Annotated in this window: 28 protein-coding genes and 2 pseudogenes; 14 read left to right on the forward strand and 16 right to left on the reverse strand. The window is 70.3% G+C overall.

The features are described from left to right. Positions 1 to 76 precede the first annotated feature (76 nt). Positions 77 to 868 (reverse strand): annotated as a pseudogene (locus tag AC08OT_RS04145) (class I SAM-dependent methyltransferase); the annotation flags it as partial. Positions 869 to 1,106: 238 nt separating this feature from the next. On the opposite strand from AC08OT_RS04145, the gene mshA reads away from it, so the two are divergent. Then, positions 1,107 to 2,414, forward strand: a complete 1,308-nt coding sequence (gene mshA, locus AC08OT_RS04150) for a D-inositol-3-phosphate glycosyltransferase (protein WP_476592274.1) — start codon at positions 1,107 to 1,109, stop codon at positions 2,412 to 2,414. A 56-nt stretch (positions 2,415 to 2,470) separates the two neighbouring features. Continuing rightward, entirely contained in the window at positions 2,471 to 2,965 is a 495-nt protein-coding gene (locus tag AC08OT_RS04155; RefSeq protein WP_462187202.1) for a type III secretion system chaperone family protein, read from the forward strand. Positions 2,966 to 3,080: 115 nt separating this feature from the next. On the opposite strand, the gene AC08OT_RS04160 is transcribed toward AC08OT_RS04155, so the two are convergent. After that, complete coding sequence (locus AC08OT_RS04160; protein ID WP_476592275.1) at positions 3,081 to 3,443, reverse strand: DsrE family protein; 363 nt, start codon at positions 3,441 to 3,443, stop codon at positions 3,081 to 3,083. Between the two features lie 213 nt (positions 3,444 to 3,656). Here AC08OT_RS04160 and AC08OT_RS04165 point away from each other — a divergent pair, with 213 nt between their 5' ends. Then, on the forward strand, positions 3,657 to 4,223 hold the full coding sequence (locus tag AC08OT_RS04165) for a nitrobindin family protein (protein WP_476592287.1): 567 nt from the start codon (positions 3,657 to 3,659) through the stop codon (positions 4,221 to 4,223). 184 nt (positions 4,224 to 4,407) lie between these two features. After that, complete coding sequence (locus tag AC08OT_RS04170; RefSeq protein WP_462202960.1) at positions 4,408 to 4,659, forward strand: hypothetical protein; 252 nt, start codon at positions 4,408 to 4,410, stop codon at positions 4,657 to 4,659. Positions 4,660 to 4,731: 72 nt separating this feature from the next. On the opposite strand, the gene AC08OT_RS04175 is transcribed toward AC08OT_RS04170, so the two are convergent. The 8 genes from AC08OT_RS04175 to AC08OT_RS04210 form a co-directional block, all read right to left on the reverse strand. After that, positions 4,732 to 5,031, reverse strand: coding sequence for a DUF1416 domain-containing protein (locus tag AC08OT_RS04175; protein WP_462187204.1), 300 nt, complete (start codon positions 5,029 to 5,031; stop codon positions 4,732 to 4,734). Between the two features lie 3 nt (positions 5,032 to 5,034). After that, the gene (locus tag AC08OT_RS04180) at positions 5,035 to 5,868 is read right to left on the reverse strand and encodes a sulfurtransferase (protein ID WP_476592276.1); all 834 of its coding nucleotides are present in this window, start codon (positions 5,866 to 5,868) and stop codon (positions 5,035 to 5,037) included. Then, on the reverse strand, positions 5,865 to 6,284 hold the full coding sequence (locus AC08OT_RS04185; protein ID WP_476592277.1) for a DUF4395 domain-containing protein: 420 nt from the start codon (positions 6,282 to 6,284) through the stop codon (positions 5,865 to 5,867). The genes AC08OT_RS04180 and AC08OT_RS04185 overlap by 4 nt, the downstream gene beginning before the upstream one ends. 93 nt (positions 6,285 to 6,377) lie before the next feature. Further along, positions 6,378 to 6,545 (reverse strand): putative leader peptide, encoded by a 168-nt coding sequence (locus AC08OT_RS04190; RefSeq protein WP_476592278.1) that lies wholly within the window; start codon positions 6,543 to 6,545, stop codon positions 6,378 to 6,380. Then, a complete protein-coding gene (locus tag AC08OT_RS04195) occupies positions 6,493 to 6,834 on the reverse strand; it encodes a thioredoxin family protein (RefSeq protein WP_476592279.1) in 342 nt (113 codons plus the stop codon). The genes AC08OT_RS04190 and AC08OT_RS04195 overlap by 53 nt, the downstream gene beginning before the upstream one ends. Before the next feature lie 195 nt (positions 6,835 to 7,029). Continuing rightward, positions 7,030 to 7,947, reverse strand: coding sequence for a hypothetical protein (locus AC08OT_RS04200; protein WP_476592280.1), 918 nt, complete (start codon positions 7,945 to 7,947; stop codon positions 7,030 to 7,032). 84 nt (positions 7,948 to 8,031) lie between these two features. Continuing rightward, positions 8,032 to 8,325, reverse strand: a complete 294-nt coding sequence (locus tag AC08OT_RS04205) for a MoaD/ThiS family protein (protein WP_476592281.1) — start codon at positions 8,323 to 8,325, stop codon at positions 8,032 to 8,034. After that, positions 8,322 to 8,765 (reverse strand): hypothetical protein, encoded by a 444-nt coding sequence (locus tag AC08OT_RS04210; protein ID WP_476592282.1) that lies wholly within the window; start codon positions 8,763 to 8,765, stop codon positions 8,322 to 8,324. The genes AC08OT_RS04205 and AC08OT_RS04210 overlap by 4 nt, the downstream gene beginning before the upstream one ends. Before the next feature lie 355 nt (positions 8,766 to 9,120). Here AC08OT_RS04210 and AC08OT_RS04215 point away from each other — a divergent pair, with 355 nt between their 5' ends. Both AC08OT_RS04215 and mshD read left to right on the forward strand, forming a co-directional pair. After that, positions 9,121 to 9,873 carry a response regulator transcription factor gene (locus AC08OT_RS04215; RefSeq protein WP_476592283.1) on the forward strand — a complete coding sequence of 251 codons (753 nt, stop codon included), beginning with the start codon at positions 9,121 to 9,123 and terminating at the stop codon, positions 9,871 to 9,873. Between the two features lie 222 nt (positions 9,874 to 10,095). After that, a complete protein-coding gene (gene mshD / locus AC08OT_RS04220; RefSeq protein WP_476592284.1) occupies positions 10,096 to 11,130 on the forward strand; it encodes a mycothiol synthase in 1,035 nt (344 codons plus the stop codon). 53 nt (positions 11,131 to 11,183) lie between these two features. Here mshD and AC08OT_RS04225 read toward each other — a convergent pair whose 3' ends face one another. Then, positions 11,184 to 11,543 carry an STAS domain-containing protein gene (locus AC08OT_RS04225; RefSeq protein ID WP_476592285.1) on the reverse strand — a complete coding sequence of 120 codons (360 nt, stop codon included), beginning with the start codon at positions 11,541 to 11,543 and terminating at the stop codon, positions 11,184 to 11,186. 286 nt (positions 11,544 to 11,829) lie between these two features. Between AC08OT_RS04225 and AC08OT_RS04230 the strand changes: the two genes are divergently transcribed. The 5 genes from AC08OT_RS04230 to AC08OT_RS04250 all read left to right on the forward strand — a co-directional run bounded on the left by AC08OT_RS04230 (position 11,830) and on the right by AC08OT_RS04250 (position 17,276). After that, positions 11,830 to 12,330 carry a hypothetical protein gene (locus AC08OT_RS04230; RefSeq protein WP_476595147.1) on the forward strand — a complete coding sequence of 167 codons (501 nt, stop codon included), beginning with the start codon at positions 11,830 to 11,832 and terminating at the stop codon, positions 12,328 to 12,330. A 260-nt stretch (positions 12,331 to 12,590) separates the two neighbouring features. Next, positions 12,591 to 13,973, forward strand: coding sequence for an L-seryl-tRNA(Sec) selenium transferase (gene selA / locus AC08OT_RS04235; protein WP_476593405.1), 1,383 nt, complete (start codon positions 12,591 to 12,593; stop codon positions 13,971 to 13,973). Continuing rightward, positions 13,970 to 14,446 carry a hypothetical protein gene (locus AC08OT_RS04240; protein ID WP_476593406.1) on the forward strand — a complete coding sequence of 159 codons (477 nt, stop codon included), beginning with the start codon at positions 13,970 to 13,972 and terminating at the stop codon, positions 14,444 to 14,446. Before selA ends, AC08OT_RS04240 begins: the two co-directional genes overlap by 4 nt. 447 nt (positions 14,447 to 14,893) lie before the next feature. Continuing rightward, entirely contained in the window at positions 14,894 to 16,543 is a 1,650-nt protein-coding gene (locus AC08OT_RS04245; RefSeq protein WP_476593407.1) for an NAD(P)/FAD-dependent oxidoreductase, read from the forward strand. A 160-nt stretch (positions 16,544 to 16,703) separates the two neighbouring features. Beyond that, complete coding sequence (locus AC08OT_RS04250; protein ID WP_476593415.1) at positions 16,704 to 17,276, forward strand: VOC family protein; 573 nt, start codon at positions 16,704 to 16,706, stop codon at positions 17,274 to 17,276. 60 nt (positions 17,277 to 17,336) lie between these two features. Here AC08OT_RS04250 and AC08OT_RS04255 read toward each other — a convergent pair whose 3' ends face one another. Next, positions 17,337 to 17,873 (reverse strand): MarR family winged helix-turn-helix transcriptional regulator, encoded by a 537-nt coding sequence (locus tag AC08OT_RS04255; protein ID WP_476593408.1) that lies wholly within the window; start codon positions 17,871 to 17,873, stop codon positions 17,337 to 17,339. A 310-nt stretch (positions 17,874 to 18,183) separates the two neighbouring features. Between AC08OT_RS04255 and AC08OT_RS04260 the strand changes: the two genes are divergently transcribed. The 3 genes from AC08OT_RS04260 to AC08OT_RS04270 all read left to right on the forward strand — a co-directional run bounded on the left by AC08OT_RS04260 (position 18,184) and on the right by AC08OT_RS04270 (position 21,094). Beyond that, the gene (locus tag AC08OT_RS04260) at positions 18,184 to 19,254 is read left to right on the forward strand and encodes a 3-dehydroquinate synthase family protein (protein ID WP_476593409.1); all 1,071 of its coding nucleotides are present in this window, start codon (positions 18,184 to 18,186) and stop codon (positions 19,252 to 19,254) included. 5 nt (positions 19,255 to 19,259) lie between these two features. Beyond that, positions 19,260 to 20,081: a shikimate dehydrogenase family protein gene (locus AC08OT_RS04265; RefSeq protein WP_476593410.1), complete on the forward strand. Its 822-nt coding sequence runs from the start codon at positions 19,260 to 19,262 to the stop codon at positions 20,079 to 20,081. Between the two features lie 179 nt (positions 20,082 to 20,260). Next, positions 20,261 to 21,094: an ROK family protein gene (locus AC08OT_RS04270; RefSeq protein ID WP_476593411.1), complete on the forward strand. Its 834-nt coding sequence runs from the start codon at positions 20,261 to 20,263 to the stop codon at positions 21,092 to 21,094. On the opposite strand, the gene AC08OT_RS04275 is transcribed toward AC08OT_RS04270, so the two are convergent. The 4 genes and pseudogenes from AC08OT_RS04275 to AC08OT_RS04290 all read right to left on the reverse strand — a co-directional run. Continuing rightward, positions 21,061 to 21,798: an HAD-IA family hydrolase gene (locus tag AC08OT_RS04275; protein ID WP_476593412.1), complete on the reverse strand. Its 738-nt coding sequence runs from the start codon at positions 21,796 to 21,798 to the stop codon at positions 21,061 to 21,063. The two genes, AC08OT_RS04270 and AC08OT_RS04275, sit on opposite strands and share 34 nt — an antisense overlap. A gap of 109 nt (positions 21,799 to 21,907) precedes the next feature. Beyond that, on the reverse strand, positions 21,908 to 22,417 hold the full coding sequence (locus AC08OT_RS04280) for a hypothetical protein (RefSeq protein ID WP_476593413.1): 510 nt from the start codon (positions 22,415 to 22,417) through the stop codon (positions 21,908 to 21,910). After that, a complete protein-coding gene (locus AC08OT_RS04285) occupies positions 22,395 to 23,039 on the reverse strand; it encodes a Gfo/Idh/MocA family protein (RefSeq protein ID WP_476593414.1) in 645 nt (214 codons plus the stop codon). Before AC08OT_RS04285 ends, AC08OT_RS04280 begins: the two co-directional genes overlap by 23 nt. After that, positions 23,036 to 24,109 (reverse strand): annotated as a pseudogene (locus AC08OT_RS04290) (DegT/DnrJ/EryC1/StrS family aminotransferase); the annotation flags it as partial. The gene AC08OT_RS04285 and the pseudogene AC08OT_RS04290, both read right to left, overlap by 4 nt. Positions 24,110 to 24,113 lie beyond the last annotated feature (4 nt).

Raw genomic sequence — 24,113 nt, forward strand, 5'->3', positions numbered from 1 at the left:
CGATCCGGGGCGTCCCGCCAGATCTCCGCCGGGACGTCCCGCACCGCGCCGGCAGAACGTCCGAACCGCCCGCCGAGGGCCAGTCGACGGTCAGCTCGCCCAGCCACCAGCGCCGCCGGTCGCCGCGGACCGGCCAGCCCTGGGCCTGCAGATCCGCCACTGCGGCGATCCACCGCTGGCGTGGGGAAAAGACGGCCCGCGGCGCGGCCCGCTCCCAGGCGCGGTCGAAGGCCGTGAACAGCCGGTGGACGTCATGGCCGGGCACGTTGTGCTCGATGAGCGCCTTGGGGAGCCGCTCGGCGAGCTCGGACGGACGGGCGAGGCTCGCCAGATGCGCGGAGAGGGTCAGCGTGGGCCCGGCCGGGCTCCGCGCGCCGGACGGCAGCCAGGCCGGCACCGCTCCCGGGGCCGGAAGACCGAACCAGCAGGCGCGCCGACCCGTCTCGTCGCAGGTTCCCTCGACAAGCATCCCGCCGGGGGCGAGCCGCGCCAGCATCGTCGCCCACGCGCCGGGGACCGCAGCCTCGGGATACTGCCATAGCACGTTCAGGGCACGCACCAGCACCGGGCGCTCCCCCGGCGGCGGAAGCTCGAACCCGCCGCGGGTGAACTGCAGCCCGGGAGGTCTCGCGGCCGGGACGGCCCGAGCGACCCGGTCCTGGTCGAGCTCCAGGCCGACGACGCGCACGTCCGGACGCACCGTTCGCAGCCGCTCGTAGAGCTCCACCGTGGTCACCGGGGACGCACCGAAGCCGAGATCGACGACCAGGGGATCCGCCGCCCCACGCAGCAGCGCGGCGGCCGCGTCGAGCGTCCAGCGATCGATCCGTCGCAACCGGTTCGGCGCGGTGGTACCCCGGGTGGGCATCCCGAGGGCACGCGCCCGTCCGGCCGCGAGCCGCGGCGCCCGACGGGAGGAGTTCGTCACGGATCCACCCTGGCAGGCCGGCAGGCCGGCGGACCAGGGGCCGGCCGGGACCCCGAAGGGGGGAGACCAACAGTTGACCTGACAACCGGCCGGGTAGAACGGTTGGAGACGTGTTCGTCCACAGCAGGGTGGGTCGTGTCGGGCAGGCGCCGGGGACGTGGAGATGTGGAGGTGCTCGATGCGTCTGATCAGAAGCGGCGCCGCCCAGGTCCGCGGTGAGCCCGAACGGCGCGGGCGGCCCAGCCGGGTCGCGATGCTGTCCATGCACACCTCACCGATGGAGCAGCCGGGAACGGGCGATGCCGGGGGGCTCAACGTCTACGTCGTCGAGCTGTCGCGGCAGCTCGCGGCGTTGGGGATGGAGGTCGAGGTGTTCACCCGCGCGGTGAGCAGCAAGCTGCCGACCTCGGCCGAGCTGTTGCCGGGTGTGACGGTCCGCCACGTCGACGCCGGCCCGTACGAGGAGATCCACCGGGAGGATCTTCCCGCCTGGCTGTGTGCGTTCACCGCAGCTCTGCTGCGCGCCGAGGCCGGGCACGAACCAGGGTGGTTCGATGTGATCCACTCGCACTACTGGCTGTCGGGTCAGGTCGGTCTCACGGTGGCACGGCGATGGGGTGTCCCGCTCGTGCACACCTCCCATACGCTGGCAAAGATCAAGAACGGCGCGCTGGCAGCCGGAGACCGCCCGGAGCCGCCTAGCCGGCTGCTCGGCGAACAGGAGGTCATCGGGGGGGCCACCCGGCTGCTCGCCTCCACGGCGGACGAGTACCGGCACCTGACCGATCTGTACGACGCGGCGTCGGACCGGATCGACGTCGTCGCGCCCGGCGTCGACCTGGAGGTCTTCCGGCCAGGTGACATGGCACAGTCCCGGGCCCGCGTCGGCGTGGATCCCGCCGACGACCTGCTGTTGTTCGTCGGCCGGATCCAACCGCTCAAGGCACCCGATCTGCTGCTGTGCGCCGCCGCGGAACTGCTGCGGCGCGATCCCGCCCGCCGCTCGCGGCTCACCGTCGCCGTGGTCGGCGGCCCCAGCGGATCCGGTCTGGAACAACCCGACGCCCTGGTCAAGCTCGCGGCGTCTCTCGGGATCTCCGATCGCGTCCGCTTCCAACCGCCGGCCCCGCAGCAGGAGCTCGTCCACTGGTACCGCGCGGCCACCGCCGTCGTCGTCCCCAGTCACAGCGAGAGCTTCGGCCTCGTCGCGCTCGAGGCCCAGGCCTGCGGCACGCCGGTGGTCGCCGCGGCGGTCGGGGGCCTGCGCACCGCGGTCGCCGACGGTGTCTCCGGGCTGCTCGTCGCCGGTCGGACCCCCGCCGTCTATGCTGACGCGCTGGATCGGCTGCTGCGCCAGCCACGATGGCGGGCCCGGCTCTCCGCCGGAGCGGTGGCCTGGGCCGGTGGGTTCGGCTGGTCGGCCACGGCCCATGGCGTGCTGCGCAGCTACCGGCACGCGCTGAGCCCCACCGCCGTCGCCGTCTGAGAAAGGATCTCCGCCGGAACCGGCATCGTCTACCAGCTACCGGGGAGGCCCCAGCCATGACGGCACCCATCGACGCGGCGGAACGCAACCGGCTCGACGTGGTGATCGAGGACACGCTCAAGGATCTCGGTCTCGCCTACGACCATGTCGACACCGGCTCGTTCCTCGTCGCGCTGGAGGGCGAGCACAAGCTGCGCACGATGACGTGGCTCGTCGTGCAGGACCACACCCTGCTCGTCGAGGCGTTTTTTATGCGCGCCCCGGCGGAGAACGCGACGGGCACCTACGGATTCCTGCTCGGCCGCAACGCGAAGACCTACGGGGTGCACTTCTCCATCGACCGGGTCGGTGACATCTTCCTCACCGGGCAGGTCCCGCTGCTGGCGGTCACCGCGGAGGAGATCGACCGCCTCCTTGGCTGCGTCGGCTCCTACGCCGACGAGAACTTCGACCCGGCGATAGCGCTGGGATTCGCCTCCGCCATCGAGCGGGAGAAGGCGTGGCGGGCCAAGCTGGCCGCCGACGCCGGCTCGGCCACGAAGCCGGGATGAGACCCGGTCCCGAGAAGGACGCGGTGCTTCCCGGCGATTCACGCGCCCCCATTGTACCCAGGCCGTTGCATCCAGACTGTTGTGTCCAGACTGTTACGTCTGGGCCGGGCGCTCCTCAGTAGACGAGGGCCTGCACGCCGTCCGCGAGAACCTCGTCGACGAACGCGGCGGCGCCGGCGATGCGGACGCCGGGCAGGACGTCGTCCGGGCCGATGGAGCGCCGGGCCGCGCACTGGGTGCACAGGGTGACGCGCCCCTCGGCGAGGATGGCGGAGAGCAGATCGGGCAACGGCGCCGCCTCCGGCAGGCTGAACTCCTCCGCCCGGCCGGGCAGCGCGAACCAGGCGGACTCCCCGGTAAGCCAGAGCGAGACGTCCGTACCGGCGGCGGCGGCGACCGCCGCGACCGTGAACGCCTGGGAACACCGTTCCGGCGCATCCGTCCCGGCGGTGACCTTGACGACGAGCGGGCGGGCCATCGTGCCAGTCTGCCAAAAGCCGCCCTGGCGCGCAGCTATGCCGCGTGGCGCCTGAGGTGACCAGGACCGGTACGGCCACGAGGAGTCCCGTGATCTCGTCGTCTAGGCTAGAGGCGTGCTGCACTACTTCTTCACCGGGCTTCTGGTGGCGATGTCCGTCCTGATCGCCTGGTTCTCCGGTTACGTGGTCTACAAGCTGTACGAGGGTCAGCGCTGAGCGCCGGGAAGCGGTCCGCGGCCGGATCGGCGCGGTCCGGCGCGGCGACGAACACCGTTGATCTGCACGCCAGCCTGCTACCGCTGGCCTTCCTCGTCGGGACCTGGCGGGGCGAGGGGGTCGGCGGTTACGAGGGCCTGGACGGATTCCACTACGGCCAGGAGATCACCTTCGCCACGGACGGCCGCCCGGCGCTGGGATACGTGTCGCACACCTGGTGGGCGGACGAGCCCCGGGACGGCCGCGAGCCCGGCAGCCCGTTGGCGACCGAGACCGGGTTCTGGCGGGTCCAGTCCGGGGAGGGCGGGAAGCCGGTCGTCGAGGTGATGCTGGCCCACCCGTTCGGTATCGCCGAGATCTACGTCGGCACGGTGAGCGGCACCCGTATCGATCTCGATCACAACGTCCTGATCCGCACCGCCACCGCCCGTGACGTCACCCGGTCGGTGCGGCTCTACGGCCTGGTCGAGGGCGGCGATCTCGCCTACGCAATCGACATGGAGGCCGAGGGCAAGCCGATGCAGTCGCACCTGTCCGCGCGCCTGCACCGCGTGTCCGACTGAGCCGTCTCCGAGCAGGCGTCTCCAAGTGCCCTCCACCAAGAGATGCCCGCCTACCAAGAGTCACACTTCATTCACGGTATGGCGGAGCCTTTGCAAAAGACATCGCACGCGCAACGACAGACCACGAACGGAACACGTGAAAACGTGTTCAGACCCTCCCGGGATGCGCTTTCATGATCGCATGATGGCAGAAGCCGACGTACTCTTCGCGGTCGTCCTTTTCGCCGCCGCCGGCCAGCGTGCGGTCGACCGGATCATCGCGCCGTTCCCCGATCGGGGCTCCGCAGTGGCGTTCGCCCGCGACAACGGTCTGCACTGTTTCTCGATCGGCCCGATGGCCTTCGCCGTACCGACCACGGTTCCGCCACCGGCGAGCACCGCTTCGGCCGTCGTGCCACCGGCGGGAAACAACCGCGGTGGCCGGGTCCGGGCATGAGAACGGGGGGCAGCGTGAGAACGGGGACAGCGGAAGAAACCCGTTGTCCCCGTCCGGCGAAAGAACGCGACGTCAGGCCGCGACCTCGACCTGGGTGTCGACCGGCTCACCCTGACGGGCGACGACCTTGCGCTCGCCGGTCGCGCCGGGGACAAGAGCCCGGACGGTCCACTGCCCCGGCCGCGCGAAGAAACGAAACTGGCCCGTCGCGGACAGCGGAACCTCGGCGGTGAAATCGCCGCCTTCGTCCAGCAGGCGGGCATAACCGGTCGAAACCGGCTCCCCGCTCTGCACCACGACCCCCTGAATCACAGTCTCCTTGGCCACGTCAATTCCCTCCACAGATGGTCCACCGCTGATGGCGCCGCACATGGCTCACGCGCCCTTCTCGATCGGCACGCCGACGAGCGAGCCGTACTCGGTCCACGAACCGTCGTAGTTTTTCACGTTCGGCAGGTCGAGCAACTCGTGCAGCGCGAACCAGGTGTGCGCCGAACGCTCGCCGATGCGGCAGTAGGCGATGATGTCCCTGGACAGGTCGACCCCGGCCTCGGTGTAGAGGCCGGTCAGCTCGTCATTGCTCTTGAACGTGCCGTCCTCGTTCGCGGTCTTCGCCCACGGGATGTTCTTCGCCGTGGGGATGTGTCCGGCCCGCTGGGACTGTTCCTGCGGCAGGTGCGCGGGAGCAAGCAGCTTGCCGGAGAACTCGTCGGGCGACCGGACGTCCACCAGGGCCTTCTCGCCGATCGCGGAGATGACCTCCTCGCGGAAGGCCCGGATGTCGGTGCGCGGCTCCGGGGCGGTGTAGCTGGTGGGCTGGCGCGGGGTGACCTCGGTGGTCAGCTCACGGCTGTCGAGCTCCCACTTCTTGCGACCACCGTCGAGCAGGCGGACGTCGGCGTGGCCGTAGAGGCTGAAGTACCAGTATGCATATGCGGCGAACCAGTTGTTGTTCCCGCCGTAGAGCACGACGATGTCGTCGTTCGAGATCCCCTTCTCGGAGAGAAGCTTCTCGAACTGCTCCCTGCTGATGAAGTCACGAATGACCGGGTCCTGAAGTTCGGACTTCCAGTCGAGACGCACCGCGCCCGGGATGTGCCCCTTGTCGTACGCGGAGACGTCCTCGTCGACCTCGACCAGGACGACCTTCGGGTCGTTACGGTTCGCTTCGACCCACGAGGCGTCGACCAGCGCCTTCTCACGGCTCATGTGCGTGCTCCTTTCACGGTTATCGAATGGAGAAAAAGATACAGGTGGCACCCGAGACAGAACTCGAACGCCGCATTGAGGAGATCCGCCACGAAGGCCAGGGCCACCGCGACGTAACCGAGTGCCGGCATCCCCGCGAAGAATCCCACGAGACCCACGACGCCGAAGATCGCGCCGACCAGCTGGGCGAACCGGGGTGACGCGGCGTCCTCGGTGGCGGCGGGCGGCCCCAATCTCGGCCGGATCAGGGAACGGAACACCAGCCCGTAGGGCGCGTACCGGACCCCGGCCACCGCCCCCACCCCGAACACCACGGTCTGCGCGAGCAGCAACCAGCGGCTGCCGGCGAGCAGTACCACGACGAGCATGATCGTGGTGACGGCAGCGGCGAACCGCATACCGCGAGGATCTACCACGAGGCCTTCTCCTGACTTCCGGCTTGGACTACCCGCTCGGATGTGGCGATGCACCGGGGCCAGCCGATCACGGCTGAGGGACACAACCCACGATCAGGAAAGACGACACAGACAGCTGTGTACACGGCACAAGTCGACCGCGCGGCGCTTCACAAGCTGTATCTGGGACATGGTTCGTGTCACGGTAGCAGTGAACGTCACGTCTGTGTTAACCCGCCGACGATGCATCCGAAGGATCACCATCTGCCCGATTGATCCCATCGAAAACGATCTCTTCGAGGGTGGCGAACACCGCCGCACGCGTCGGCGGGGCACCGCTTGCGCGCCGCACCTCCCTGCCATGACCGTCAATGATCAGTATCGTCGGAGTCCGCCTGATCCCCAGCCGACGGACGAGGTCGAGATGCGCCTCCGCATCAACCTCGACATGGCGTATCCCGGGCACGACCTCGGCAACCCCTGCCAGCACCCGACGGGTGGACCGGCAGGGGGCGCAGAACGCCGTGGAGAACTGCAGCAGCGTCGCCCGCTCCCCCATCGTCTCGCCCAACGATGCGAACTCGGCCCGCAGTCCGCAGTCCGCCGTCCACCGGCCGGAACCGTCCGTCCCGGGCCCGCATGAGCACCCCCAGTCCAAGCGCAGCCACGGTCGCCACCGACAACACCCACATTCCGGTCACGGCTTCTACAGCATCCGACGGGCCGGCTCTTCCCGTCCAAGCCCCGCCACGGCCCGACGATCGACTCACGCAGGCAGATGCCGCCCGACAAAATACACCAGTGGCGCCGCGGAGGCCAGCGGCAGGATGGCGGTGAGCAGGACGTCCGCGACCAGCGCCGAGGTGGCGACCCGGCCGACCCGCGGCTCTGCGTCACGGGCCCGCGCCAGCACCAGATCGATGACGGCGGCCACGGCCGCTCCCGCCGCGGCGATCGCGACGGCGGCCCCCACCGTCAGACGATCGGGGTTGAGGGCACCGAAGCCGGCCCCCAGCGCCGCGCCGGCCAGAACGCCGACCGCCCCGGCCGGCACCAGCGGAACGCCCGCCCATCCCACTAGCCGGCCCACCACGACCGTGCCACCCGCGCCGAGGAGGCCGGCGATGACCAGCAGATCGGCCGGATAGTGCGCGCCGGACCCGGCGCGCAGCGCAAGGTAACCGGCAAAAAGCGCACAGAAGATGATCCCACTCAGCGCCGCAGCAAGATCCGCACCGACCCGCCCGGCGGGACCGGGCGGCGGACTCGAACCATTAGCAGACACCGGGCCTGCCCCGGAGACGGGAGCTGACCGGCGTCGGGCGAGCTGGTAGAGGATCACGACCGCCACGGCGATCCCGACGACTCCGGCCAACGATCCGTAGCTGTGCCGGTCCGAGGCCAACAGAACCACGTCACCGAGGACACCCCAGGCCGCCACGAGCAGGGTGGTGCCGGTCGACGCCCGGAGTATCCGGACCCAGGCCCAGGCAAACGCGATCTGTTCGACGATGAGGACCGCCGCGAGGGCTCCCGTGCCGAGGGCTGCGGCCGCCATCACCAGGCCGGTAGCCACCAGGGCCGCCAACGGCAAAGCGCCCGGCGCCCAGCGGGCTGCGGGGATGGACGCAGCCTCGTCCGGGACGAGGACGCCGTGGGGCCTGCCAGGATCGCCTGCGCTCACCGGCCCATGCTGTCATGTCCGGCTCGGGCGGCTCACGTCGCGCCGTCCCAGCCAGGCGCGGCCTGGGGCCGGCGACGAACAGCGTCATCCCCCGGCGAAGGGAGGGAGGGCCTCGACGACGCAACCGTCACGTAGGATGACCCCCGCCGGATCCCGCCGGCCCACGGGCTGGTCGTCGACGAGGTAGGAGCACCGTCGCAGCAGCGCCGGCAGGGCCCCGCCGTGGCGGGCCGCGACGACATCGAGCAGAGCGGCCAGCGTATCCGCGCCGATCTCCTCCTGGGGCACCCCCGCGGCGTCCCTGGCGGCGGCCCAGTAGCGGACGGTCACCCGCGCGATCGACGCGGGCCGGCCCGCCCCTACGGTCTTGTCCGTCACCATCCTTCCGGCCCTTCGTCCGTCATCTTCACCGGAGAAGCGGGAATTGGTACGAACGCGTGGGGGTCGATACACACCCGTAACATGCGCCGTGCCACCATCCGGCCGATGGGCTGCTCTGCCAGCCGATCTGCCAGCCGATGGATTCGGCGCATCCGAGCGGTGTCCCGCACGAACCACCGGCTGGTCGCGCTCGCACTGGCTACCGCCTCCGGGGGATACCGACGGCGATGACTGTGGACGGACTCCCCCACCTGGATCAGCGCGGTGTGCCGCAGCACGGCGGCACCGTCCACCAACCATCCCATCGACCATCCCGTGGGGCAGACCCACTGGTAGCCGAGTCGACGGGCCGCGCCGATGGCCGAGCCGATATCCAGCACCTCGAGGTCACCGAAAGTGCACAGTCTGGTGGATCGGCCGTACGCTTGCAGGTCCATGACCTGGACATCGGGATGTGAACGTAATCCGACCATCACTGCTTGCAGCGCCAGGCGTGACGTCGAACAGGAGAAGCCACGGGTGACCACTACAGCCAGATTGCGTGACGCACCGGACACCCGACCACTCCAGTGATCATGGCTCGTGGTCAGGATCTCACGATCCGCCGTAGGTACACGATCCGCCGTAGGTAGTGGCCCGTAGACGGTAGGAGCCGAGTAGGACACTCCGCTATCCTCCCCACATACCGGCCTTCGTTTCATGCCCATGACGGTCGTGAGACGCCCAGCGCCGGGCATCGAGTTACTCACCGGGTCGACGCTGCCTCACCACACACCACCTGGAGGAGTCGTCTTGAGCGTCGTCCTTTTGCTCACCAACGCCCCTGGCCCGTCCGCCGAGTCGTTTCCGTCGCTTGGGCTTCTCACCCACACCGTACGGGTCGCCCCGCTCGAGGCGAGCGCGCTGCTGGACGCCCCGCCGGTGGATGTGATCGTGGTGGATGGCCGCCGGGAGCTTGTGATCGCCCGCGGTCTGTGCCGGCTGTTACGCACCACCGGGCTCACCACGCCGCTGCTGGCGCTGGTGACCGAGGGTGGGCTGGCGGCGGTGTCCGCGGACTGGGGAGTCGACGACGTCGTCCTCGATTCCGCGGGTCCCGCCGAGGTCGAGGCCCGGTTGCGGCTGTCCATCGGCCGCGTCGCCGCAGCCGGCGGCACGGCCGAAGCCGGTGTCATCCGGTCCGGCGACCTGTCGGTCGACGAGACCACATACTCGGCCAAGTTGCGGGGCCGGCCGCTCGAGCTCACCTTCAAGGAGTTCGAGCTGCTGAAGTACCTCGCGCAGCACCCGGGCCGGGTCTTCACCCGCGCCCAGCTGTTGCAGGAGGTCTGGGGTTACGACTACTACGGCGGCACCCGCACGGTGGACGTCCACGTCCGGCGGCTGCGAGCGAAGCTCGGCCCCGAGCACGAAGCGATGATCGGCACTGTTCGGCACGTCGGGTACAAGTTCGTCGCGCCGCCCATCGCGCCGCTGCCGGAGAACACCCCCGGGGAGGCCGGCCGGGTCGGCCGTGACGAGTCCCGGACCCCCGAGCGGGTCTGACGTCACCGCGGACACCCGTCCGCCGCGTGGCACCCGGTATCCCGGTACCCCGGCACCCCGGGCACCGTCAGTAGGACGGCACCGTCGGCGCGAGGCCCAGCTCCCGGCTCCCGGCTCCCGGCTCCCGGCTCCCGAAGCCAGGATTCGGCCTCGCGCCCGGGTTCTCGCGTCCGGGTTCTCGACCGCACCGTCGAAGGCCACCCAGCGTCATACGGTCGTCCGGTGACCTCACTGAGCTGGCAGCAGACCCTGAGCGCCATGGACGTGGACGACATCGTGAGCCTCCTCGCCGCCGCGGAGCGGGCGGACGGCTCCGGGCCGGTGTCCGAGGACGTCCGGCTGGCCCTCCGGCCCGGATTGCGGATCGGCGCGGGCCGGCACCTGCTGGCCGTGTCGGCCGCCGCGGACACGAGCGCCCCGAATATCCCGGACGCCCCTGGTGACCAGGACGCCGCGGACACGTCGACCATGCCGGGCCGCACCCCCGCCCGGCGGATCATCGGCTACGCCCATCTGGGCGGCGTGGACCAGGCGCGGCAGGCCGAGGTGGTCGTCCATCCCGACCACCGCGGGCGCGGCGTCGGCACGGCCCTGGTCAGCGGACTGACCGAGGCCCTCGCGGCGCCGTCGTCCCGCCTCGACATCTGGGCCCACGGCGACCTGCCGGCCGCCGCGGCATTGGCTACCCGGCTCACGTTCACTCGCACGAGGGTGCTGCTCCAGCTTCGGCGACCGCTGGCGACCGGGACGCCCCTGCCGGACCCCCGGCTGCCGGCCGGTGTGACGGTCCGCACCTTCGTCCCCGACCAGGACGACCAGGCCTGGCTGGCCGTCAACGCGGCCGCCTTCGCTGATCATCCGGAGCAGGGCCGGTGGGCCCTGGACGATCTGGCCCGGCGCCGGGCCGAGCCGTGGTTCGACCCGCGTGGCTTCTTCCTCGCCGAGCGCGACGGCGCACCCGTCGGCTTCCACTGGACGAAGGTGCACGAGACCGACCAGACGCCGCCACGGAACGCGCAGCCGGGGCCCATCGGCGAGGTCTACGTGGTGGGCGTGCTCCCGGGCGCGGGCGGCGCGGGACTCGGCCGGGCACTCACCCTGATCGGCCTGCGGCATCTGCAGGCCGAGGGGCTCGACTCGGTCCTGCTGTACGTGGACGAGGACAACGTCCGCGCCGTGCGGATGTACACCGGACTCGGCTTCATCACCTACGTCCGCGACGTCTCCTACCACTGGGAGAGGCCGTCCACGGGTTGATCCGGCCTGGTCCGGAAGACCCCGTGGCTCAGAGGCCGGAAGGCCCCCGTGGCTCAGGCGCCCTGACGGGTCGCCAAGCCGCGCGCGGGGGCGGAGTCGCCGTGATCGACGTCTATCACGGCACTCAGGTTCGTGACATGCAGCAGGCGATAGGCATCCTCGTTGAGGTTACGCAGCACGAGGCGGCCACCGGCCGACCGCTGACGCTGGTGGGCGAACAGGATGACCGCCAACCCCTGCGAGTCGAGGAAGCTCACCTGCTCCAGATCCACGATGATCTCTTTGACTCCGGCGACCCGTGCGTCGAGCAGTGCCTCGCGCAGGGGATCCAGGGACGAATAGTCGATGTCGCCGGCCGGATACACGACGATGGCATCACGGTCGGTCACCTCAACCCGCACGCTTGGCTCCATGGCTCCGCTTGCGACCGGACGGCGTGAGCGCCACGAGAAGCCGGCCGGGCTGCCTCCCGCGTCGCGCCGCGCCTTTGGGCAAGCGCGACCATGGCCCCGTACCCCGACCTAGGTACTTCCACACGCGGCCGACCCCCGCCGGGGGCGACTTCTCACCGCACGCTCGTCAGCACGCCTGTCCGCGCCCCGCCCGTCGTCATCCGCCCGTCGTCATCCGCCCGTCCGTCCCGCATGCTCCCCGCCGCGCGGGATGGGATGACGAGCTGCCCGATGAGAGCGTCTACGCATGGACATCGACCCGCCCCGGACCCCACCCCGGACCCCGGATGACGCTCACCCGGACGTCATCACCTTCATCGGCCGGATCGACGGCACGGTCATCACCGTGGGAACGCAGCCCAGCGTCCCGCGGAGAACCCCAGTCGTCGTTCTCCGCACCCAGTCGGCCCTGCTCAACGTTCTCTGCGTCGCGCATCTCGTGCCGGACGAGGCGCATCGGCTCGCCGCCCTGTTGTCCAGCGCCGCGCTCGCCACCGTGGGGCGCTCCGCGTCCCAGCCCCCCGGTGCTGCACCGCCGCCTGCCGACCTCGCCTCCGGGGTCCGCTCGCGGCACATCATCTCCGCTGGGGAAGGATCGAGCGCCGCGGAGCTCCGTCACGCGCTGGCTCTGCTACCAGCGGGGGCACGACTCGTCGATTTCGTCTCCGACACCGACGTCGCCCTCATCTTCAGCGTCGACGATCCACCCTGGCCGACGATCAACCTGGGCGGGGGGCCGTCCGGGTGACCGAAGGCCCGAGGCCCGGCCATGCGCCGTTTTAATCATCGAAAGGACGGCCAGAGCCGTGAGGGCAGCGGACCGACCCGACAGGCACCCAGCCGAGGCAGGCACCGCGCAGAGGCAGACACCCGACAGGCCACGCCGCCGTCCCGGCCATGTCCGGAATCCCGCGAGGAGGAGCACTAGCTTCACCAAGAGTGATCGATCGTACAAGTCTGTTCGCTTCCCCGGCCCAGGACAGCCCGACGACACCGGTAGCGGCACCGATGACGCTCGCTCGCGTCACCACCGGGCTGCGCCCAGTGATCAACGCTACCGGCGTCCTGCTCCACGGAGGGCTCGGCCGAGCTCCCCTGTCCGCGGCCGCCCGCGCGGCCCTCGACCTGGCAGCCGGCACGACCGACCTCGAGCTTGACCTCGGGACCGGACGGCGAGGACGACGAGGACGTACCGCCCTGGCCGCGTTGGCAGCCGCGGTGCCCGCAGCGGCAGGCGTGCACATCGTCAACAACAACGCGGCAGGGCTGATCCTCGCGGTGACGGCGCTGGCCGGGCGGCGGGAGATCGTGGTGAGCCGCGGGGAGCTGGTGGAGACGGCGGACGGGTTCCGGCTGCCCGAACTGCTGGTCTGCACCGGGGCTCGGCTGCGGGAGGTCGGCACCACCAACCGCACGACGCTCGGGGACTACGCCGACGCGATCGGGCCGGAGACCGGGCTCGTGCTGCGCGTGCATCCGTCCAGCTATCAGGTGGTGGGGCTGACTGACACCCCTGCGATCAACGATCTTGCCGCGCTCTGCGCCGACTTCGAGATCCCCCTCGTCGGTGACTGCGGCTCCGGGCTGCTGCACCCCGAGCCGCTCCTCGCCGATGAACCCGATGTCACGACCTGGCTCGGCTTCGGCGTCGACGTGGTCACGACCAGCGCGGATAAACTGCTCGGCGGTCCTCAGGGCGGCCTGCTGCTGGGACGTGCCGACCTGATCGACCGGATGCGTCGGCATCCGATGGCCCGGGCAATGCGGGCCGGAAAGCTCACGCTCGCCGCGCTGGAAGCCACCCTCAGCCACCCCGACTCCCCTGTCCGGCAGGCGTTGCACGCCCGACCGGAACGGCTGATGACGCGGGCCGAGACGCTCGCCGCGTGGCTACGGCGTTCGGGCATCGCAGCCTCGGCTGTAGCGAGTCGTGCGGTCGTCGACGGCGGGGGTGGATCGTCGCCGCAGCCGAACGACGCCGCATTCCGTCGATCGGGCAGCCACCAGCGCGAGGGCGCACAAGACGAAGACGGCATGGCCCCGACGGGCCCCGCGGGCGGTCTGACGATCAGAGGGTTCGGCGGCTTCGGTCCGGAGCTGCCGAGCGCCGCGGTGGCCCTGGAGGCAGTCATCGCCGCCCCCCTGCGCCAGGGCGAGCCCTCCGTGTTGGGCCGGGTCGAGCAGGGATGCTGCCTGCTCGATCTGCGGACCGTTCCGGTGGAACTCGATCCCGTCCTCGCCGCCGCCGTGCTGACTGCCGCGACCGAAGCCGGCGCGACCACGATCACCGATGCCCCGACCGAGCCGCACATCGCCGAGGATGCCGACGTCATGACGATCGAATCCATGGGCATCCCGCGCGCCACCGTGCCCGGCCGACGGACGCCGTGAGCCTCGGCCGCCCCTACGACTCCCCGGCGGTCGCCGTCGCGGTGAGACGGCTGGGCTCGGTCACCGCCGCGCTGACCCTGCTCTGCTACGGGCTCGTCCACCTGCTCGTCTGGCCCGGCGCACCCACGGGGACCCCGGATGAACGGTACCGGTGGAACGGGGAGTCCACGCTACTCGACTCGTTACCGGGTGAGGCGGTCTGGAGCATCGGCGGCCTGCTGCTGGCAGCGACCCTGCTCGGGCACGGCGTCGGCGCGGCGGGACTCGCCGGGCTGCCCGTGGTTCACCGCCACTGGCTGGCCGCGACCGGATTCGGGGCGGCCTGTTCGCTGAGCCTGTTCGCGATCGCCTGGCCGGGGCTGGAACCCACCGCGACGGAGTTCAGCGCCGGTCCGATAATCAGCGGGCTGCTGCTGGCGAGCACGCTCGTCACCGGCTGGGCCCGGCACCACCCGCCCCACGCCGTCGCGTAGCGCGGTCCCGCTGCGAGGTCGAACAGCTTCGCCTGACGTGCGACCACCGCGCCGTGGCCCTCGTCGGCCGCGAGCACGATCCCTCACGATCAGTGGACGGCCGATCCAAACCTCGATCTAACGCTAAAACAACGGAGAAATAAGCGATTCACGGTTCGCTCGGCGGCGGCGGGGACCCGCGTCGCATCTTCGCATGTGGCGGGCCCGCCGACGGGCCTAGACATCAGAACATTATAGTACAAATATTATAAATTCCGGCATATAGCTCAAACTTCCGATTCGGGAAACTTGATTACCCATCGGCATCGATGCACCTCTTACGGAGACCGGAGGCCGTAGAGATGGTTCAGTATGTCGTTGTGTACTGGTTGCGCTGATTGTGATCCTTCAAAGAGTACGGCGGATGCAGTCGGCCACCTCGGATAGCGGCGTCCAGGGAGTCACGCAATGAGCGGGTACGACTATTCGGTTGCCATCCTCGGTAGCGGCATCGCCGGCTCGACGCTGGCCAATATCCTCGCCCGACACGGTCACAGCGTGGTTCTGATTGACAGTGGCACGCATCCGCGTTTCGCGCTCGGGGAGTCGACCATCGGTGAGACGACCTATCTGCTGAAGTTGCTCGCCCAGCGGTTCGACGTCCCCGAACTCGGCCATGTGAGCAGCTTCGAGGGCGTCCGATCCCACGTCACCTCGGCCTGCGGGGTGAAGCGCAACTTCGGATTCGTCTACCACCGCGAGGGTGCGCTCCAGAACCCCGAAGAGGTCACTCAGTGCAGCGTCTCGGAGTTTCCGAACGGCCCGGAAATGCACATGCACCGCCAGGACATCGATGCTTACCTCTTCTATATGGCCGTCCGTTACGGAGCTGAACCGCGGCAACGCACGATGGTGGAAAAAGTCGACTTCACCGACGACGCCGCGACGCTGACGACAAGGGCCGGCGAACGGATCAGCGTTCGCTACGTCGTCGACGCCTCAGGACGCAACTCCGTGTTGGCGAACCAGTTCGCCCTGCGAGAAGACCCCTGCCGGTTCCGGACGAACTCCCGCACCCTGTTCACCCACATGGTGGGGGTCACCCCCTTCGACGAGGTGACCCTCCCGAGCGGGCAGCCGTCGCTGTGGCACCAGGGAACCCTGCACCATCTGTTCGACGGCGGGTGGCTGTGGGTGATCCCGTTCGACAATCACCAGCGGGCCACCAACCCACTGTGCAGCGTCGGGCTCAACCTTGACTCGCGACGCTTCCCCAGGGATCCCTCGGTACCCGCCGAGCAGGAATGGAACGCTTATCTCGAGCGGTTCCCCAGTATCGCGCGCCAGTTCGCCGGTGCCCGGCCCGCCTGGGACTTGATCTCCACCGGTCGCACCCAGTACTCCAGCTCACGGACGGTCGGTGACCGCTGGGCGATGATGTCCCACGCAGCCGGGGCGATCGACGCGCTGTTCTCCCGTGGCATGGCCAACACCATGCAGGTCATCTACGCCCTCGCACCAGTTCTGATGGAGGCCCTCGCCGACGACGACTTCTCGGCGGAACGCTTCGGCCACATCGACACGCTCAACCAGACGATCCTGGACGTCAACGACAAGCTCGTACACGGCTCCTACATCTCGTTCCGCGACTTCGACCTGTGGCGGGCGTGGTCGAAGGTGTGGTTCCTCGGCTGGAACATGGGCATCTCCCGGATTGTCGGAACCTACTTCGGCTATCTGGAAAAGGGCGATCCGGCGCTGTTCGACCGCCTGCTCGACGCGCCACATCTGGGCACCTTCTGCCCCGACCTGCCGGAATTCCAGCCCTTCTTCGACTCGCTCAACGCCGTGATGGACGAGGTCGAGGCCGGCCGGCTGGCCCCAGCCACCGCCGTCGAGCGGCTCGCCACTCTGCTGGGCGGCGCCGACTTCCTCCCCACTCCGCTCCGGCTGGGCGATGTGCTGCGCCGCTGGCACGACGGCTCCTTCGAAGCCCAGCGCCGCATGTACGAGTGGGGGCGCACGAGTTCCCCCGAGCCGCTCCGCCGCTGGTACGGGTACGACCTCGACGATCTACTCACCCGCACGGGTGGGGTGCCCACTCCGGCAATCCTCTAAAGGCCGGGCCGCTAAAGGCCGATCCCGTCCCGCGTCCATCCGCGACGGGATCGTCCTAATCGATGGTACCCGCGGGACGGCAAGAACAGCCCGGAGGACGACGATACGATCGACGTCCTCGCCCTCTGCCCGGGCCAGAGGCATGGAGGGAGCCGCGGTGATGGAGACAATCATCCAGAATCGGGAGGACCGGATCCGGACGACGCCGGATCCGGCGTCGCCGTCCGTCCGCACCACGCCCCATTCACCGGCCTCCGCCCTGCTGGCGGCGCGGGTCATCGAGAAGATGCTGGGCGAGCTGACGTTCCACCATCTCGGCATCCTCGTCGCGGACCTCGATGCTGCCCGGGAACGATACGCCGTCTCCCTCGGGGTCGACGCGTGGGAGTCGCGGGTCGTCTCCGGCCCCGCCCTCTGGCGCGATCGACCGATCATGATCAAGAACGTCCGGATCGCGTTCGGCCGCTTCGGCAGCAGCCTGGTCGAGTTGCTGGAACCCGGCGACCGGCCGTGGACAGGGCGGGAAATTCTCGACCAACGCGGCGAGGGAATGTTCTCCATCGGCTACGAGGTCGACGACCTGCCGGCGTGCCTGCACCGGGCGGTCGCCGCGGGATGCCTGGTCGAGCAGCTCCGGCCGGACGCGCGGAACCCGCGACAGGCCTATCTCGACGCGGGTTCCGGACTACTGATCGAACTCATCCCCGAGGGCGCCGGACGGGACGGTTGGTGATTATTGTCCGAAACCTGCCGTCCTCGCGGACTTGTCTCGGCGGCCATCCAAATGTCATCATCAATCGAGGCCGCCCGGCACCCCCCGAGCCGGGCGGTCTCTCTGTGGGTGCGGGCCTCCCGATGTTCCGCGGGCGTATCCAGGTCGCCCCGCGGGCTTGAGCGCGCCCTCCGCGACAAAGCGCTCCATGCCGGCGACGAAGGCGCGCGCGTCCTCGGCGGGCCAGTCGTCGAGCATGCGCTGGAAGACGTCAGCCAGCCGACGCCGAGAGCGATCGATGGCGGCCCGGCCCTCGTCGGTGAGCGTCAGGCGGACCGCGCGGGCGTCATCGGGATCGGCCGAACGGCGCAGCAACCCGAGCGCCTCGAGACGATCACTGTGCCGACTCACCACCGAACGGTCGATGCCGATCTCCATGCTCAGCTTGCGCGCCGTGGTCGGGCCCGTGCGGGCCAGACCGTTGAGCACGGGGTAGACAGCCTCGTCGAGTCCGACGTCCGCCGAAGAGAGCAGCTCCCCGAACAGACGCGTCCGATTCGGCCGGGTGAGGAGAAGTCCGAGCGCTGCCGCGAGCCTCGCGCCGTCGTCTGAACCCACCACACGACCCTACTCTGCGTGCACCATGCATCAATTCGCGCGGGGCACGGATCCACGCGAGGGCACGGATCCACGCGGGGCAGCGACCCACGCGGGGCGTCGGCAGCGCGCGCGAGCGACGAAGACGAACGGGAGGAGGTGCGATGGCTCACACCCGACCCGACGGAAGGGGGGCGACTCCCGGGCGCGGCAGAATTGCCGCGGCGGCCCGTGCAGAACCACCGCAACACACCACTGCAACGCACCACCGCAACGCACCAGGCAGGCGCTAGCACGCGACCGCGGATCCGGAAGGCACACCTTGACGGGCATGCTCACAGCGCAGCGGACAAGCCCGATCGAGCGGATCACCGCCGATCATCGACGGGTCTCGGTGGACCTCGGCTCACGCAGCTATCCGATCGATATCGGTCCCGGGGTCCGCCGAATCCTGCCCGACATCGTCGCGCGGATCGGCGCCCGGCGGGCCGTCATCGTCTCGGCGCGGCCGCAGGACGCGGTCCCCGACCCGGGCGTGCCGGTGCTGCGGCTGGCCGCACGGGACGGCGAGACGGACAAGAACCTGTCGAACGTCGAGGCGCTCTGCGGCCGGTTCGCGGCTTTCGGGCTGACCCGGTCAGACGTCGTCATCTCCTGCGGCGGAGGGACCACCACGGACGTCGTCGGGCTCGCTGCGGCGCTGTACCACCGCGGCGTGGCGGTGGTACACCTCCCGACATCCCTGCTCGCCCAGGTGGACGCGAGCGTCGGCGGGAAGACGGCGGTGAACCTGCCCGCCGGCAAGAACCTCCTCGGCGCCTACTGGCAACCCAGCGCCGTCCTCTGCGACACCGACTACCTGCGGACCCTGCCCCAGCGGAAGTGGATCAACGGCTACGGCGAGATCGCGCGGGCCCACTTCATCGGCACCGGGGACCTACGCGGTCTGCCGGTGACGGAGCAGATCGCCGCCAGCGTGGCGCTCAAGGCCGCCGTCGTCGCCCGGGACGAACGGGACTCGAGCCTGCGCCACATCCTCAACTACGGCCACACCCTAGGGCATGCCCTGGAGCGCGCCACCGACTTCGCGCTGCGCCACGGTGAGGCGGTGGCGATCGGCACCGTATTCGCCGGCCGTCTCGCCGGGGAGCTCGGCCGGATCGGGGACGATCGGGTCCGCGAGCACCTGGACGTGGTCCGCGGGTACGGGCTGCCGACGGCACTGCCCACTGAGGCGGACGCCGCCGAGCTCGTCGCCGTGATGCGTCTGGACAAGAAGTCGACGAACACCGGCCTCACCTTCGTGCTCGACGGCGCGGACGGCCCACAGCTGGTGGGCGACATTCCGGAAGATCTGGTCATGAAGACGCTCGGCGACATGCCGCGCGGGCCGCTGGCCTGACGCCCATGCCACCGGCCCCGCGTGCCATCACGGGCACCACCCGCCTGTTCGCCGTCGTCGGGGATCCCGTCAAGCAGGTACAGGCGCCGTCGTTACTTAATCCGCTGTTCGACGAACTCGGGCTCGACGCCGTCCTCGTACCGGTGCACGCCCGGCCGGCGGACTTCCCCGCCGTACTCGATGGACTCCGGCGCATCGAGAACCTGGACGGCATCCTGATCACGATTCCGCACAAGGTCGCCGCCTGCGCCCTCGCCGACGAACGCAGTCCGGCGGCCGCGATCAGCGGGAGCGCCAACGCACTGCGCCGCGGCTCGTCCGGGCGCTGGCAGGCCGACAACTTCGACGGAGCGGGATTCGTCCGGGGGCTGACGGCCGCCGGACGCCCGGTGGCCGGAACGCGGGTCTCGCTAGTGGGCGCGGGCGGCGCCGGCAGCGCCATCGCGGCCGCGCTGCTCGACGCCGGCAGCACGCGGCTGTCGATCTACGATCCGGACCGGGAGAAGCGCGACGGCCTGCTCGCCCGCCTCGACGAGCACTGGCCGGGCCGCGCCGTCGGCGTCGCGGCACCCCTGCTGCACGATGTCGATCTCGCGGTGAACGCCACGCCGCTCGGCCTGCGTCCAGACGATCCGCTCCCCTTCCCGCTGGACGGGCTCGCGGCGGGCTGCGTCGTGGCGGACATCATCATGAAACCGCCCGACACCCGCCTGCTGCGGGCCGCGGCCGCACTCGGCCTGCCGACCCATCCGGGCATCCACATGCTCGCCCACCAGATCGGCTTCTACCGCTCGTTCTTCGATCTCGTCCCGGCGGCACCCGCCTGACGATCTGCGAGGGCTCATGCGTGCACAACCTCCAACCGGCTGTCTGGGTATCGACGTGGGCGGCACCAAGGTCGCGCTGCGCATCGAGGCCGCACAGGCCGGGGCGGACCCGACGGGAGGCGACGAGCAGGTCGGCCAGGCCGGACGGACCGGACGGACCGGACGATCGCGTCAGGCCGGTGGAGACAACCTTCCAGTGGTCGCCGTCGGCGACCGCCACCCAGGACATCGACGATCTCGCCGCACACGTTGCCGCGCTGACCGCCCGATGGGGCGGTCGGGTCGACGCCGTCGGCGTGGCGATGCCCGTAACCATCAACGCCGCCGGCCGGGTCACAACATGGCCGGGCCGGCCGGCCTGGACCGGGCTCGACCTCGGCGCCGCGCTGCGGGATCTGCTGCCGGGCACCACCGTGGTCTGCGGCGACGACGGCGATCTGGCCGCGCTCGCGGAGGCGGACGCGGCCGGCTGTGAGAACGTGGTCTACCTGGGGGTCGGGACGGGCGTCGGCGGCGGGATCGTGCTCGGCGGCCGGTCCTGCCCGGGGCCCGGTCGCGGCTCCAGCGAGATCGGACATCTGATCATCTCGTCCGGCGGGCCCAGCTGTGACTGCGGCCACCGCGGATGTGTGCAGGCAACCGCATCCGGGCCGGCCACCCTGCACCGGGCCGCCCAGCGGCGTGGTGCGGAGGTGACCTTCGCGGACCTGCGCGCAGCCTGGCTCGCGGCCGACCCCTGGGCGGTGCGGACAGTGGGCGAGAGCGCCGCGGCGATCGCCACGGCCGTCGTCGGGCTGACCGAACTGCTGCATCCCGCGATGGCGGTGGTCGGCGGCGGGTTCGCGGCCGGCCTGCCTGGATTTCCGCAGGCGGTCGCCGAGCATGCCCAGGCCCTTGCCCGCCCGGGACATCCGCCCGCGCCCATCCGCCCGGCGCTGCTGGGCGGCCTGTCCTCCCTGTTCGGAGCGCTCCTGGCGGCTCAGTCGCCGGCGAGGATCGGTCGGCCGGCCTGAGCCGCGGGGACACCGGCGGTGCCGGCGGGTTCGACCGGGTGCGGCCGGAGAAGGGACAGCAACTCCGCGGGCCGGCGCAGCACCGCGTCCGGCTCGGCCGCGACCAGCTCGGCGCCGTCCGCCTCGCCCCACAGCGCGGCCACCGCCATCACGCCGGCCGCACGCGCGCTCTCCAGGTCGGCGACCGCGTCCCCGATCATCATCGCCTCACGCGGCGCCACGCCCAACAGTTCGAGTGCCCGGTTCACGATGTCCGGCGCCGGTTTGGGACCGGCGATCTCATCAGAGCCGATGACATAATTGAAGATCGGCAGAATGTCGAGCTCACCCAGCAGGTGCCGGGCCCGTGGACCGGCCTTGCCGGTGGCGACCGCGAGCCCGAGGCCGCGCTCGTGCAGGGTCCGCAGCAGCGCGGCGATCCCTTCGAAAAGCACCACCTGGTGGGCCAGCCGATAGCTCTCGCGGACGAACGGCTCCTCCATCTCCAGCGGCAGATTCATAATCCGCATGATGTCCGGGAAGTACCGTCCCAGGTGCCGGTTGTACTCTTCGAACGGGGGCTCGCCGGGACCCACGACCTCGGCGTAGGCGATCGTGAACGCCTGTCGCATCACTCCGAAGCTGTCGACCAGCACCCCGTCGAGATCGACGATGACCGCACGTTTCCGCGCTCCGGACGCTGCCCCGGTCCCGGTGGTGGTCATGGCAGACCAGGGTTTCAGCTCAGTTCCCACGTGCCCCCCGGACTCGGCGTTGGGTGCCGTTCGATATTCGTGACGCAGGTCGTGTGACACAGGTGGTGGCCGCGTGGCCTCAGCGAGTCGCGTGCGCGAGCAGCGCGACGGACCGGTGCGAGCGCGCGGACTCGTAGAACCTCTCGATGGCGGCGATGGTCGGGCGAACCTCCTCGATCGCCCGCCCCCGGGACGCGGGATCCGCCAGCAGCCCGGGCAGTTCGTCGAGCTGACGGCGGTACTCCGTCCCGATCGGTTCGGCGGGCACAGGCACCGCCATGGTCTCGCCGGCCCGGGTGCGGGTCAGGATCGAATGATCCTGCCGGTTCGGGCCGAAACCGAACGTGCAGCGCAGCGACGCGGTGCCCGCGGCGCCCTCGACGTTGATCAGGGTGACGTCCCGGGCCTCGTGCGAGGCCCAGCTCGCCCGCAACGACACCGAGACCCCGTTCTCGGTGACCAGGAAGCCACGTGCGGTGTCCTCGACGTCACCGTCGATGCCGACGGCCGGCCCGGTGCCATCGTCGTGACGCCAGGAGGCTGCCCAGGAGCCATCGCTGACGAAGTCATCCGAGATCGTCCCGACCACTTGCTGGAAACGGACGCTGACCAGCAGCGGGATGTAGAGTGTCGAGCAGGTGCCAGCCGAGGTCGACCAGGGCCCCGCCGCCGGAGAGGTCCCGCCGGGTGAACCAGCCGCCGGCGTCGGGAATGCCCCGCGCCCGGATCCAGGCGAGATCGACGTGCCGGATGGCACCGAGCCCGTCGGCGAGCTCGTAGAGCCGGCTGACGTCCGCCCGGTACCGCGCGGCGCTCCCGGCGAGCAGGATGGCGTCGCCCGCGCGCTCGGCCGCCGCGAGCCGGTCGGCCTCGGCCGAGCTCAGGCACACCGGCTTCTCCAAGAAAACCGGAACACCGGCGCTCAGCAGCCGGGCGGCGATGTCGGCGTGCCGGTGGTTGGGCACCGCCACGACCGCAAGGTCGACCTGAGTCCGGTCGATCTCGTCGACGTCGGCGAGCACGGCCAAGCCCGGGTCGGCCCCGGCCGCCGCCCGGCGAGCCTCGGAATCGGAATCGACGGCCGTGACCACAACAAACTCCGGGTGTTCTCGCAGCCGGGGAAGCCAGATCGACCGGCCGGCCCAGCCCAGCCCCACCACGGCGATCCGCAGCGGAGTCCGCGTGGGGTTCCCGGTCTCGCCTCGGCTCACAATTCGGCCAGGGTCTCGGCCACGATGGCCGCGACCTGGTGCATCTGTTCTTCGGTGCCGAGCAACGTCCGGTGGTGCAGCCAGATGCCGTCCGCGCTGATTGCCTCGGTGTTCGGGCAGTGCTTCGCGATCTCGTCCACCGCCTTGTCCGGGGCGCCGGTCTCCCAGAAGCCGTTGGACCGGTAGATCGCCCGGAACGCGGCGAAAGCGGGCAGCCCGCGGTCCACAAGGGCGTCGACGAACGCGTTGCGGCGCTCCTCACTGAACCCGGGCAACCGGAACATTGCCATGTAGTGCGGATTGCGGTCACACCGGTCGTCGCGGCCCTGCGGGACGACGCCCGGGATGTCGGCAAGCGCCCCCGCCAGCACCGGCCAACGCTCCTCACGCGTGTCAATCTGGCCGGCCAGGCGGCCGAGCTGGGCACGCAGGACCGCGGCGGAGAACTCGTTGAGCCGGAAATTCGACCCGGAGGTCTGGTGGAAGTACCGGCGGTCCGTGCGTGGCCGCCCGCAACTGTGCCGCAGGAAGCCGAGTTCGTGCAGCTCGGCGTCGGGGAAGGTGACGGCGCCGCCCTCACCGGCGGTCATGAGCTTGCCGTTCTGGAAGCTGAACGCCGCCACCAAGCCCAGCTCACCGAGCTTCTTACCCTGCCACTGCGCACCGTGCGCGTGCGCCGCGTCCTGGATCAGCGGGACCCCGGCATCCGCGGACAGCTTCGCCAGGGCGTCCATGTCGCAGACCTGGCCCGCCATATGCACCGGCATGATCGCCCGAGTGCGTGGGGTCACCGCAGCTGCCGCGGCGGTGACCTCGATGCAGTACGTGTCCGGGTCGATGTCGACCGGCACGGCCACCGCGCCGAGGCGCTGGGCCGCCTGCGAGGAGGAGATGAAGGTGAACGCCGGCACGATGACCTCACTGCCAGGTCCGACCCCCAGGACCTGCAACGCGAGCTCCAACGCATGCGTCCCGTTGGTTACGGCGAGGGCGTGGCTGGCCCCATGGTAGGCAGCGAATTCCCGCTCGAAGGTATCGACCTCGCTGCCACCCATGCGCCACCATTGGCCTCAA

It is taken from the genome of Frankia sp. CgJB1 (assembly GCF_977947065.1).